We start from the raw sequence: 12649 nt of genomic DNA on the forward strand, positions 1-12649 counted from the left end.
CTCAGACCTCGTCGTAGATGACTTCGAGGGACGGCTTGGCGAGGCTCACCCGCCCGCACATGTCCTCGAGGGTGGCAGGTTCGAGCACCACGTCGCGGCCGGTCGCCTCGCTGGAGAACAGACCGAGCAGCCCGTCCTGGCTCAGCGGCTTCGGCTGGTGCGGCGCGGCGGCCGCCACGTTCCGCGCGAGATCGGCGAAGAGCGGGCCCCAGCGCCCGTCGGGCTCGCCGATGATCTCGTAATTCGCGCTCTTGCGGCGAATGTCTTCGTGGGCCGGGATGGAGGCCAGGACCGGGACTCCGGCAGCTTCCGCAAAGGCCTGAGCCTCTCCGGTGCCGTCATCCTTGTTGATGACGAGGCCGCCGACACCGACATTGCCGCCGAGCTTGCGGAAATACTCCACCGCCGAGCAGACGTTGTTGGCGACGTAGAGCGATTGCAGGTCGTTGGAGCCGACGACGATGACCTTCTGGCACATGTCGCGGGCGATCGGCAGGCCGAAGCCGCCGCAGACCACGTCGCCGAGGAAGTCGAGCAGGACGTAGTCGAAGCCCCACTCGTGAAAGCCGAGCTTTTCCAGAAGCTCGAAGCCGTGGATGATGCCGCGCCCGCCGCAGCCGCGGCCGACCTCCGGCCCGCCCAATTCCATCGCGTAGACGCCGTCGCGCTTGAAGCAGACGTCGCCGATGGCGACCGCCTCGCCCGCGAGCTTCTTTCGGGTCGAGGTCTCGATGATGGTCGGGCAGGCACGCCCGCCGAACAGAAGCGAGGTCGTGTCGCTCTTCGGGTCGCAGCCGATCAGCAGCACCTTACGTCCCTGCTGGGCCATCATGTAGCTGAGATTGGCAAGGGTGAACGACTTGCCGATGCCGCCCTTGCCGTAGATCGCGATGATCTGCGTCTCGCGTTTCACCTCACCGGTCGCGACCGGATCGGGCTCGATTGCGGCCTCGTCCCGCAGCGTCGCGGCGGCGAGCGCCGCCTTGTTGAGCTGAAGGTTCATGAGCAGGTCCTCCAATCGAGGATCATCTTCAGGCAGGCCGGGTCGGCGAAGGCGGTGCGGTAGGCGCCCTCCGCCTGCGTCGCCGGCACGCGGTGGGTGATCAGTCCGTCGAGGGACAGGCTTCCGCCTTCGACCAGCGCCCGGACGGCGGCGAGATCGCCCGGCCGCCACTCCGCCGAGACCCGGATTCGGGCCTCGCGCATGAAAGCGGGAGGGAAGGTGAAGGTAAGGGGCGCTTCATAGAAGCCGGCGAGCACGATCTCGCCGCCGGGGGCGAGCCGGCCGATGAGCGTATCGAGCAGGCTCGCATCGCCGCTGACATCGGTGATGGTCGCGTAGTCGCGCGCGGGATCGTCGTCGGGCGACAGCACCGCGTAGCCGAAGGTTCCGTTCGCGCGAAGCGGCTCGCGTTCCCACACCACCGGCGTGCCGCCCGCGAGCAGCGTCAGCCGCGCGAGCAGCCGACCGAGCACGCCGTGGCCGACGATCAGGTTGCGCTCGCCGGGAACGATTCCGGACAGGGCATGGTAGGCGGTCGCCGCGAGAGCGATCAGGCAGGCGCGGTCGCCGAGCGCGGCATCCACCGGAACGAGTCGGGCGGCCGGGGCAATCAGGTGCGAGGCCGCTCCACCGAACAGGCCGTTGACCTCGCCGAAGCAGCGGGCGCCGGGCACGAACACGGTCTGTCCGACGCGCAGGCCGCTTCCAGCCGCCGTTTCGATCACCGTGCCGACCGACTCGTAGCCGGGCACCAAGGGGTAGCCCATGCCCGGGAAGGGCGGCATGCGGCCCGACCAGAGCAGGCGCTCGGTTCCCGTGCTGATCCCGCTCCGAGACACCGCAACGACCGCGTCGCCCTCGACGGCGGGCGTGAGCGCGAGGCGGTTGAGCGCCAGGTGCTCCGGTCGTTCAAGGACGACGGCCAACGCCTCCATCTCCCTGCCTCCGCCCTATGCCAGTTGCGACTCTGCGACTGCAGGATCGATGAGTGTCATCCTAGATAGACACTGTCACACGTCAAGTGATGTTTACGGATCGATCAACGTCCGGCTGTCAGCAGCCGCGCGAGAAGCGGCCGGCGCGTCTGTCGCTCTCGAATGCCGCTGAAGCCGGCCTGCACGAGCAGCTCAGAGAGCTCCCTCGCACTACGAGGTCGGCCGCTGCCCATCGCGAGGAGATAAAATCCTAAATAAGCGTCGCCGACGGGCTCGGCCCCGGCCGTTCCGGCGAAGGGTTCGGCGATGGCGAGGAGCCCGCCGGGCGGCAGCGCCGCATGGGCCGCGCGCAGGAGCGCCATGGCGCTGGCGTCGTCGTGGTCGTGAACGACGCGAACCAGGGTGATGACGTCGGCACCGGGGGGCAGCGGCCCGTCGAGGAAGGTCTGGCCGAGGCAGCACACGCGATCGCCGAGCCCCTCGGCGGCGAGGCGAGTGCCGGCGCGTTCGGCGACCGGTGGGAGATCGAGCAGGCGCAGCGCCAGATCCGGGTGGCGGCGGGCGGCGTGAGCCAGGAAGACGCCCTCCCCGCCCCCGACATCCATCAGGCAGGTCCGGCCGGCGAGCGGCAGCGCATCGAGCACGTCCGCCGCGATCAGCGCCTGGGAGGCTGCCATCAGCCCGCTATAGGCGGCCACCGATTCCGGGTCGACCGGCGCGGTGTTTCCCCCATCGGCATAGGGCCAGTAGCTGGCGAGCCGAGTCGGTTCGGCCTCGCCGCGCAGCAACGCGACCGGGTCGGCCAAATCGGCGTAGAGCATGGCGTGATGCTCGATCATCAGGGCGATCGAAGGGTTGCCGATCAGCGCCGCCCCGAGATCGGCGAGCGCGAACCGACCGTCAGGCAATCGCCTGATCAGGTTCAGCGAGGCGGCGGCTCTCAGAAGGGTCAGGCCTCGGTCCGGAGGCAGGCCGAGACGGCGGGCGATGGTCTCGGGAGAGAGCGGGCCGTCGCGCAGCAATCCGAACAGGTCGAACCGGACACAGGCGAACAGTACCTGCGCGTAGACGAAGCCGGCGCAGAGATCGAACAGGGCCCGTGTGTTGCGCCGCGCGATCCGGCGCGTGAACGGAAACCCGGCCGCCCAGCGCTGAAAGCCGGGGGACGCCACAAGCCGGTTGCGCAGGGCGAGCCAGCGCTCGCGCCAGCCGGGATGCCGCGGCGCCGGTCCAACCTCCGTCGTCGCTCCCGGCGTCACCACAGGGTCACGCCGCTTCGCGCAGCGAGGCGGGTAGAAACAGGCGCGTCTGCGCCTCGATCTCGGCGCGCATCACAGCCTGTCCCGAACAATCCGGGATCACCTCCACCGCCTCCCGTGTCAGCCGCCTGAGTCGCTCCAGCGCGCCGCCCATGCCGAGCAAGGCGGCGGCATTCGGGCGTCCGAGGGTCGCATCGCGGCCGGCGGGCTTGCCGATCTCCTCCTGGCGGCAAGCCACGTCGCGCAGGTCGTCGGCGACTTGGTAGGCCTCGCCGAGGCATTCACCGAGCAGGCGCCACGGCAGGGGCGCCGCGCCGGCCGCCGCCGCGCCCGCGACAGTGGCGGCGGCGAACAGCGCACCGGTCTTGGCCTGCTGGTACTCGACCAGATCGACATGCGGTTCGGATTCCCAGGCTTGGCCCGCGACGATGCCCGACGGCGACCCGACCGCGCGCGCGACAAGCCCGACAAGGGCAGCGAGCCGCCCCGGCGAGCGGGCCGCCCCCCGCGCCAGCGTCTCGAAGGCGGCGACGATGAGCGCATCGCCGGTGAGCACGGCGAGGGGAACGCCGAAGGCGGCGTGAACCGACGGCTTCTGGCGGCGCATCGGCGCATCGTCGAAGCAGGGCAGGTCGTCGTGGACGAGGGAGGCACAGTGCAGCAGCTCGATCGCCGCCGCAGCGGCATCCGACGCGGCGGGGTCGTCGTCTCCGCAGGCCCGAGCCACGGCGAGACACAGCCGCGGACGGATCCGATGGCCGCCGGGAAAGACGGAATAGCGGATCGCTTCGGCCAGCAGCGGCGGCGCTCCCGGCGCCTCCGCATGCGAGACCGCCACATCCAGCACTGCCTCAATCCGCCTGCCGACGTCCATCGTGACCTCCCGGGTCAAATCATGTTGTCATTCTCATGTGTCAACTATGATTGACACTAATCGCATTCCGGATCAACGCTGGCAGCGGGGCGGAGCGAGTATCTTTCGATGGAGAAGCGCGTCATCGTGATCGGCGCCGGGATCGGTGGTCTCGCCGCGGCGCTCAGCCTCGCTGCGTCGGGTTTCGACGTGACGGTGCTGGAGCGGGCTCCGTCCGTCGGCGGCAAGATGCGCTCGGTCTCGGTGAACGGAATTCCGGTCGAGGCGGGTCCGACTGTCTTCACCATGCGATGGGTGTTCGATGCGCTCTTCGCCGAAGCCGGCACGGATCTCGAGGCGGAGATTGGCCTGCGGCCCGCCTCCTTGCTGGCCCGTCACGCCTGGAACGAGCGCGATCGGCTCGATCTGTTCGCCGACATCGACGCGTCCGCCGACGCCATCGGCGCCTTCGCCGGCGCCCGCGAGGCGGAGGGCTACCGGCGCTTCTGCGCTCGCGCGGCGGAGGTCTACCAGACGCTCGAAGGACCGTTCATCCGTGCCGACCGGCCGAGCCCGGTCGATCTCGCCCAGCGCGTCGGCCTGTCGGGCATCGGCAGCCTCTGGCGCATCCAGCCCTTCGCGACGCTGTGGTCTGCCCTCGGCGAGTACTTCCGCGATCCGCGCCTGCGCCAACTCTTCGGACGCTACGCCACCTATTGCGGCGCCTCCCCCTTCGAGGCGCCGGCAACCCTGATGCTGGTCGCCCATGTCGAGCAGGCCGGGATCTGGACCGTCGAGGGTGGTCTGAGCCGTCTCGCCGCCGTCGTCGCCGGACTGGCGGAGCGACAGGGTGCCACGATCCGAACCGGCGAACACGTGGCGCGAATCGTGACCGAGGGCGGCCGTGTCGCGGGCGTCGAACTCGCCGACGGCGAGCGGTTGGCCGCCGACGCGGTGATCGCGAACGCGGACGTCGCCGCCCTCGGCGGGGGCTTACTCGGCTCCGACGCGACCGCTGCCGGTGACCGGATCCCGCCCCGTGACCGGTCGCTGTCGGCGGTGACCCTCTGTCGAACGGCGGAGGCGAGAGGTTTCGGTCTCGCCCACCACAACGTGTTCTTCTCCGCCGATTACCGGGCCGAGTTCGACACGATCCTGCGCGGACGCCGGCTGCCGCAGGATCCGACCGTCTACGTCTGCGCCCAGGACCGGGACGGAAATGTCGGATCGGCGCCGGACGGTCCGGAACGCCTCCTCCTCCTCGTCAACGCCCCGGCCGATGGCGGGGAGCGTCCCCTCGAATCACGGGAGATCGCCGCATGCGAGACGAACATCCTTCACAAACTCTCGGCCTGCGGCCTGACGCTGGATACGACGGGCCCGGTGACGGTCACGACCCCGGAGGATTTCGCGCGGCTATTTCCAGGGACGGGCGGCGCCCTCTACGGCCGGGCGTCCCACGGCTGGACGGCGACGTTCAAGCGGCCGGGGGCGCGGACGCGGGTGCCGGGTCTCTACCTCGCGGGGGGGAGCGTGCATCCGGGGCCGGGCGTGCCGATGGCGGCGCAATCGGGCCGGCTCGCGGCGGCGGCACTGCGCGGGGACCTCGATTCGACGGCGCGGTCGCGCAAGGCGGCTACGTCTGGTGGTACGTCGATGCGGTGAGCGCGGACAGGCGCCAGGGGCTGACAATCATCGCCTTCATCGGCAGCGTGTTCTCGCCCTACTACGCCTGGGATGCGAAGCGGGACCCCTTTGCCCACTGCGCTGTCAACGTCGTTCTCTACGGCGAACGGGCGAATTGCTTTGCCATGACCGAGCGCAACGCCCGCGCGTTCAGCCGCGACGCGGCGAGCTTCAGCCTCGGCCCGTCCTCGCTCGAATGGGACGGCAGCGTGCTCACAATCCGCCTCGACGAGCGGTCGGCGCCGATCCCGCGCGCTGTCAGGGGTACGGTCCGGGTCCGGCCGAAGGCGCTGACGGCGCAGCCCTTCACCCTCGATGCGCACGGCCTGCATCGATGGTGGCCGATGGCGCCCGATTGCGATGTCGAAGCGACGTTCTCCGCGCCCTCGATCGCGTGGCGCGGCAGCGGCTATCACGACACAAACGACGGCGACGGTGCCCTGGAGGACGCCTTTACGAACTGGACGTGGTGCCGCGCGCCGCTGACACGGGGATCGGCCATCCTCTACGACGTGCGCCGGACCGACGGGAGCGACCAGAATCTGACGCTGCGCTTCGACGCCGACGGGTCCCGCCGCGAGATGGCCCCGCCACCCGCGGCCAGTCTGCCGCCGACGGGCCTGTGGCGGATGCCGCGCACGACCCGCAGCGACGGTGCGCAGGCACAGGTCGTGCGCACCTTCGAGGACACACCGTTCTACGCCCGCTCGCTCCTGGCCGCGACGCTCGATGGCGAGACGGTCCAGCCGGTGCACGAGAGTCTTTCGCTCAGGCGCTTCCGCAATCCGCTGGTGCGGCTGATGCTGCCGTTCCGGATGCCGCGGCGGATCGGCTAGGGCCGATCAGCCGACCTTCGCTTCGGCCTCGTCCTTGCGCTCGTGGCGCAGCAGCAGAGGCGTCTGCGCAAGGGCAAAGACGATGGTGAGCGGCATGATGCCGAACACCTTGAAGCTCACCCAGAAATCCTCGGTCTGCGTCCGCCAGACGATCTCGTTGAGCGCGGCGAGCGCGAGGAAGAACAGGCCCCAGCGGAAAGTGAGCTTGCGCCAGCCCTCATCCGTCAACGCGAACATGCTGTCGAGCACGACCGAGAGCAGCGACTTGTTGAAGGCGAGGCCGCCGAGCAGGACGAGGCCGAACAGCGTGTTCACGATGGTCGGCTTCATCATGATGAAGGTCTTGTCCTGAAGCGCCAGCGTCAGGCCGCCGAACACGAGGACCACGACGCCGGAGACCAGCGGCATGATCGGCAGCCGCCGCAGCAGGGCGAAATGCACGCCGAGCGCGATCATCGTGGCGACGACGAAAACGCCGGTGGCGAGAAACAGCTTGCTCTCCGCCGTCACGCCGAAGCGCTCGGCATAAGCGTTGGTCAGGAAGAACACCGCGAGCGGGCCCACCTCCAGCGCCAGCTTGAGCAGCGGCGGCAGGTGGCGGCGGGGCGGAACGCTCTCGACCTTCATGCTGAGGTTCTCACGAGACTGCGAGGGAACGGCAGGCAAACGCTTACTCCTTGGGAAGACCGGTGATCGCTCTGGCGAAATCCCGCGCGGCGAACGGCTCCAGATCCTCCACACCCTCGCCGACCCCGATGAAATGCACGGGCAGGCCGAACTTCGCGGCGAGTGCCACCAGAATACCGCCTCGCGCGGTTCCGTCGAGCTTCGTCATCACGAGGCCGGATACGGGGGCGGCCTGCGAGAACAGCTCGACCTGGCTCAGCGCGTTCTGGCCGACGGTGGCGTCGAGCACCAGCAGGGTGGCGTGGGGCGCCTCCGGATCGAGCTTGCGGATGACACGGACGATCTTTTCCAGCTCCGCCATCAGCCCGGCCTTGTTCTGCAAGCGGCCGGCGGTATCGATCAGCAGCACATCGGTGCCGTTCTCCCGCGCCTCCTTGAATGCGTCGAAGGCGAGTCCCGCCGCATCGGAGCCGTGTTCGCGGCTGATGACGGGGGTGTTGGTGCGCTCTCCCCAGACGCGTAGCTGTTCGATCGCCGCCGCGCGGAAGGTGTCGCCCGCCGCCAGCATGACGCTGCGGCCTTCCGCCTTGAACTTCAGCGAGAGCTTGCCGATCGTCGTCGTCTTGCCGGCGCCGTTCACGCCGACGGTCAGGATCACGTAGGGCTTTTTCGAGGAGTCGATCTCGATCGGCGTCGCCACCGGGTCGAGCGCCCGCTCGATCTCGGTCGCGAGGATGGCGCGCACCTCATCGGGCGAGATGCCCTTCTCGTAGCGACCCTTGCCGACCGCCTCCGCCATCCGCGTCGCCGTCTCCACGCCGAAATCGGCCTGGATCAGCGCGTCCTCCAGATCCTCCAGGGTGGTGGCGTCGAGCTTGCGCTTGGTGAACAGGCCCGTCACCCGGTCCGACAGGGCGGACGAGGTGCGGCGCATGCCGGCCGTGAGCCGCGACCACCAACCCCGCTTCTCCGTGCCCTCGACGGCTCCCGAGATCGCGTCGCTGGCCAGAGCCGCGGCGGCATCGACGGGTTGAATGTCGGCCTCGGCCGGCGGTTGCGCCTCGGACAAGGTCGATTTCTCGGACTCATCGCCGGTCAGGCGCGACCACCAGTTCCGCTTCTCGGCCTGTTCGACCGTGGGGGTATCCGGCTCCGCAATCGACTCGTCGCGCTCCGGCGCCTCTCCGGACGGCGGCTGCGGTTCGGGCTGGAGGTCGGCACCCTCGAGCTCATCGGGAATGCGATTCTTGTCGGGATCCTCGGGCGCCGGCTCGCTGACCGGCGGCGGTACGTGGGAGACGTCGTCCGCAGCGGTGGCGAAGTCCGGCTGGCCTTCCGACTCGGAGGCCGGCGACAGTGGATCCGGCGTGACCGGCGCCTCGGCAGGCCCCTGCTCGACCGGCACCTGCTCCGCGGGCACTTCTTCCGCAGGCTTGGCCTCGGGCGTGCCCTTGCGCCCGAACAGGCGTCCGAACCAGCCGGGCTTCTCGTCGTCGCTCATCCCAGTCCCTTGCTCAAACCTTGCCCGCGACGATCCGGCATTCTAGCCCGTGGGGCATGAACGCGCGTGTTTCAGTGCCGGATCGCACCGCCGAACCGGAAATAGGTCTTTCCCTGCTCTACCGCGATGCCCTGATGCTCGTCATCGACAAGCCGGCAGGTTTGCCGGTGCATCCGGGCCCGAAGGGCGGGCCGACCTTGACCGACCATCTCGACGCCCTCCGCTTCGGCCTGCCGCGCCGGCCGGAGGCCGCGCACCGGCTCGACCGCGACACCTCGGGCTGCCTCGTGCTCGGCCGCCACGCCAAGGCGCTCGCGCGTTTGAACCGCCTGTTCGCCGAGGGCAAGGTGGACAAGACCTATTGGGCCTTGGTCGAGGGCGGACCCGAGGAGATGGAAGGGCGCATCGACCTGCCGCTCGCCAGGCGGTCAGACGATCCGCGCAGCTGGTGGATGAAGACCGACCCGGCCGGCGCTCCGTCCCTCACGCTGTTCCGCGTGCTCGGGCGGGCACAGGGCCAGGCTTGGCTCGAATTGAAGCCGGTGACGGGGCGGACGCACCAGCTTCGCGTCCATTGTACGGCCATGGGCTGGCCGATCTGCGGGGACGCGATCTACGGGCAGGCCGGACGGGACGGTCCGGGCCTGCAGCTGCATGCGCGGAAGTTGCGCCTGCCGCTCTATCCGAAGCGAGAGGCCATCGCCGTGGAGGCGCCCGCCCCCGCGCATATGCGGAGGGATCTTGAGGCCTGCGGGCTGGCGCCCGCCGGTTCATGATTGTCCCCCTTTCGAGAGAGATCCGTTTCTCCAGGCAGCCGAAATGCCTTCGGCAGAGGTCCGGCTAGGCCTTCGACCACCGCACGGACGAGACGCGTCGGCGGGGTCATGCCACGTGCAGAGCCTGCCCATCATGAGCGGCGACGGTGACGTCGAGGATCTCCCCCGCCGGCACCGCCTCGGCGAAGCGCACCGGCGTAAAAGCCTCCGTCCGCCCCGTACCGCCCCGCTCGGTCAGCACCCGGCGGCGTGCGCCGACCTCGGCATCGAGATGGCGGGCGAAAGCGGCTGCCCCGGCTTCCCGCAGACGCGCGGCCCGCGCGCGGATCACGTCACCGGGCACCGCCGGCATCCGTGCGGCCGGGGTTCCGGGGCGCGGCGAGTAGGGAAAGACGTGCAGATGCGTCAGCCCGCACTCCGCCACGAGGTCGAGGGAGCGGGCGAACTGTGCCTCGGTCTCGGTCGGAAACCCGGCGATGAGATCGGCGCCGAAGACGATGTCGGGACGCAGGTCGCGCAGGATCGCGCAGAGGCGGATCGCGTCGCCCCGGGCGTGGCGCCGCTTCATCCGCTTGAGGATGAGGTCATCACCCGCCTGGAGCGAGAGGTGGACGTGCGGCATCAGCCTCGGCTCCTCTGCGAAAGCGGCGATCAGCTCGGCATCGGCTTCCACCGAATCGATGGAGGAAAGGCGAAGGCGAGGGAGATCCGGCACCTCGGCGAGGATCGTGCGGACGAGGCACCCGAGGCTCAGGTCGGGATCGAGATCGCGCCCATAGGCCGTGAGATCGACGCCCGTGAGCACCACTTCGCGGCCGCCATGCTCGACGATGCGGCGCACCTGCGCCACGGCTTCGGCGACCGGGACCGAGCGTGAATGGCCGCGGCCGAACGGGATGACGCAGAAGGTGCAGCGGTGGTCGCAGCCGTTCTGGACCGGCACGAACGCGCGGGTATGCCCGCTCATGCCGGCGATGCGCGTCGGCTCGGCCCGGCGCACCGCCATGATGTCCTCCGATGCGGGCACGGCACCGTCGCGCCAGCTCTCCGGTCTCAGCTTCGCCGCGTTGCCGACGAGGCGCGTCACCTCAGGCATCTCGGCATAGTGCGCGCGCTCGACCTCGGCGCCGCAGCCGGTCACGACGATCTCGGCGTCGGGCCGCTGGCGGGCAAGGCGGCGGATCGCCTTGCGGGCCTGACGACCGGCCTCGGAGGTGACGGCGCAGGTATTGACCACGACGAGGTCGCGGCCCTCCGCCCCGGCCTCGGCATGGCCGCGCATCACCTCCGACTCGACGGTGTTGAGCCGGCAGCCGAAGGTGAGCGTCTCGACGCTCACCCGTCGAGCCCGGCGAACAGATCGGCAGCGAAGGTGCCCTCGCCCTCGAGATAGACCGGGCCGGTCATCAGCACGTGGTCGTCGGCGCGCCACTCGATCGAGAGTTCGCCGCCGGGCAGCGCCACGCGGGCGGCGCGACCGATCATGCGCAGGCGCGAGGCCGCCACCACCGTGGCGCAGGCCGCCGTGCCGCAGGCGAGCGTCAGCCCGGCGCCGCGCTCCCAGACCCGCAGCTTGATCGTGTCGCGACCGGTCACCTGGGCGATGGAGATGTTGGCGCGCTCAGGGAAGATCGGGTGCGATTCGAGCAGCGGGCCGATGCGGCCGAGGTCGAACGTGTCCGGATCGCGCTCGACGAAGAAGATCGCGTGCGGATTGCCCATGCTCACCGCAGCGGGCGAGTGCAGGATCGGATCGTCGATCGGACCGACCTGCAGCTCGATTCGCCGGGTGTCGGGGAAGGGCTCGGCGAGGGGAATCTCGTCCCAGCGCAGGCGCGGCTGCCCCATGTCGACGGTGAAGGAACGGTCGGTCACGCGCCTTACGGCGACCAACCCCGCCTTCGTCTCGAGCGTCAGGCTGCCGTTCTCGGCGGGCCGGGCCATCGCCGGATCGTCGAGCAACGCGTAGCCGACGCAGCGGGTGCCGTTGCCGCAGGCGCCCGATTCCGAGCCATCGGTGTTGTAGATGCGCATGAACGCATCGGTGCCCGGCGTGACGGGATCGTGCACGACCATGAGCTGGTCGAACCGCGAATGCGCGTCGGCGGCAATGGTGCGGGCCTCGGCCGGCGTGACGCGAATCGACGTGCCGCGCAGATCGAGCACGACGATGGCGTTGCCGGCACCGTGCATCTTCAGGAAGCGGCGCTCTGCGAGAGGGCTCATCGGACCTCTGACGACCTTGTCTGCGGAGATGCGGGGGTTGGCGCGGCGTATATGGCAAAAGCGCGCCGGCCGCGAGTCGGGCGGGAGGGACCGCATCGTCGCGCCGCAACGGTCTCGCGCGGGGCGCGTTTCGGCCCTACCCTGTCGGCATCGGCCAATCGGAGCCTCATCGCCTTGACCCGTCTCGCCACCCTCGCCGCGGGCCTCCTCGCTCTCGTCCCTGTCCTCACTTCCGCGACACTCGCTCAAAACGCGCCGCCGCCCAGCAACGCCCCCTCCCCCGCCGAGACGAACCCGTTGCCGACGACCACCGTGCCGGACACCTCAAAATCCGGGCCTGATCCGGCCTCGCCCGCCCCCCAACAGGTGCCGATCCCCCGCCCAGCGCAGTCGGGTGCGGCGCAAACGCTCACGCCGCCGGCCTCCACCCTGCCGACCCTCGTGCCGACGCCGGCCGAGCCCAACGATGTTGACGCGGTGACGCTGCCGGCCAAGCCGGTGGCAATTCTCTCGGGCGAGACAAAGTGGGAGGACGCGCGGGCGAATCTGCGCACGGCCTTCAAGACCATCGGCGAGACGCTGAGGAGGCTCAACCTCAAGCCGGCGGGCCGCCCGATCGCCCTGTTCACCAAGACTGCGGATGACGGCTTCCAGTACGAGGCGATGATCCCGATCGAGGCGTCTCCGGCGGAAGGCGCCGGGGGCGGCGACGTGAAGTTCGGTTCGAGCCCGAGCGGGAAGGCCCTGCGCTACAAGCACAGCGGCACCTACGAGGAGATCGACGGCACCTACGAGACGCTGATCGCCTATCTGGACGCGAAGGAGATCCCGGTTCAGGACCGCTTCCTTGAGGAGTACGTGACCGATCTCGGAGAGGGTGCCGACGACCGGCTCGACATCAACATCTACGCGCTCGAGAAGTAGCGGTGTCGCGGGCCTGGAACCGC

At 69.7% G+C, this 12649-nt stretch carries 12 protein-coding genes; 4 read left to right on the top strand and 8 right to left on the bottom strand.

The features are described from left to right. Position 1 precedes the first annotated feature (1 nt). From HNR01_RS03870 to HNR01_RS03885, 4 genes are all read right to left on the bottom strand, one after another. Positions 2–1003 carry a chlorophyllide a reductase iron protein subunit X gene (locus tag HNR01_RS03870; RefSeq protein ID WP_183666719.1) on the bottom strand — a complete coding sequence of 334 codons (1002 nt, stop codon included), beginning with the start codon at positions 1001–1003 and terminating at the stop codon, positions 2–4. After that, entirely contained in the window at positions 1000–1938 is a 939-nt protein-coding gene (gene bchC, locus HNR01_RS03875; protein WP_183666721.1) for a chlorophyll synthesis pathway protein BchC, read from the bottom strand. Before bchC ends, HNR01_RS03870 begins: the two co-directional genes overlap by 4 nt. Positions 1939–2042: 104 nt before the next feature. After that, positions 2043–3197 (bottom strand): methyltransferase, encoded by a 1155-nt coding sequence (locus tag HNR01_RS03880; protein WP_183666723.1) that lies wholly within the window; start codon positions 3195–3197, stop codon positions 2043–2045. Between the two features lie 7 nt (positions 3198–3204). After that, positions 3205–4071 (bottom strand): polyprenyl synthetase family protein, encoded by an 867-nt coding sequence (locus tag HNR01_RS03885; RefSeq protein WP_183666725.1) that lies wholly within the window; start codon positions 4069–4071, stop codon positions 3205–3207. A gap of 108 nt (positions 4072–4179) precedes the next feature. Here HNR01_RS03885 and crtD point away from each other — a divergent pair, with 108 nt between their 5' ends. Next, positions 4180–5715: a 1-hydroxycarotenoid 3,4-desaturase CrtD gene (crtD, locus tag HNR01_RS03890; RefSeq protein ID WP_183666727.1), complete on the top strand. Its 1536-nt coding sequence runs from the start codon at positions 4180–4182 to the stop codon at positions 5713–5715. Then, positions 5712–6572 (top strand): carotenoid 1,2-hydratase family protein, encoded by an 861-nt coding sequence (locus tag HNR01_RS03895; RefSeq protein ID WP_183666729.1) that lies wholly within the window; start codon positions 5712–5714, stop codon positions 6570–6572. Before crtD ends, HNR01_RS03895 begins: the two co-directional genes overlap by 4 nt. Positions 6573–6578: 6 nt before the next feature. On the opposite strand, the gene HNR01_RS03900 is transcribed toward HNR01_RS03895, so the two are convergent. Then, positions 6579–7199 carry a septation protein A gene (locus tag HNR01_RS03900; protein ID WP_183666731.1) on the bottom strand — a complete coding sequence of 207 codons (621 nt, stop codon included), beginning with the start codon at positions 7197–7199 and terminating at the stop codon, positions 6579–6581. 43 nt (positions 7200–7242) lie between these two features. Then, positions 7243–8700 carry a signal recognition particle-docking protein FtsY gene (ftsY, locus tag HNR01_RS03905; RefSeq protein ID WP_183666733.1) on the bottom strand — a complete coding sequence of 486 codons (1458 nt, stop codon included), beginning with the start codon at positions 8698–8700 and terminating at the stop codon, positions 7243–7245. 56 nt (positions 8701–8756) lie between these two features. Here ftsY and HNR01_RS03910 point away from each other — a divergent pair, with 56 nt between their 5' ends. After that, positions 8757–9476: an RluA family pseudouridine synthase gene (locus tag HNR01_RS03910; RefSeq protein WP_183666735.1), complete on the top strand. Its 720-nt coding sequence runs from the start codon at positions 8757–8759 to the stop codon at positions 9474–9476. 106 nt (positions 9477–9582) lie between these two features. Here the strand turns inward: HNR01_RS03910 and mtaB are convergent, their stop codons facing one another. Together mtaB and dapF are read right to left on the bottom strand one after the other, a co-directional pair. Next, the gene (mtaB, locus tag HNR01_RS03915; protein ID WP_017485995.1) at positions 9583–10815 is read right to left on the bottom strand and encodes a tRNA (N(6)-L-threonylcarbamoyladenosine(37)-C(2))-methylthiotransferase MtaB; all 1233 of its coding nucleotides are present in this window, start codon (positions 10813–10815) and stop codon (positions 9583–9585) included. Continuing rightward, entirely contained in the window at positions 10812–11702 is an 891-nt protein-coding gene (gene dapF / locus HNR01_RS03920) for a diaminopimelate epimerase (RefSeq protein WP_183666737.1), read from the bottom strand. The genes mtaB and dapF overlap by 4 nt, the downstream gene beginning before the upstream one ends. 174 nt (positions 11703–11876) lie before the next feature. Between dapF and HNR01_RS03925 the strand changes: the two genes are divergently transcribed. After that, positions 11877–12626, top strand: a complete 750-nt coding sequence (locus HNR01_RS03925; protein WP_183666739.1) for a GyrI-like domain-containing protein — start codon at positions 11877–11879, stop codon at positions 12624–12626. Positions 12627–12649 lie beyond the last annotated feature (23 nt).

It is taken from the genome of Methylorubrum rhodesianum (assembly GCF_014199985.1).
In the GTDB taxonomy this organism is placed as follows: Bacteria; Pseudomonadota; Alphaproteobacteria; order Rhizobiales; family Beijerinckiaceae; genus Methylobacterium; species Methylobacterium rhodesianum.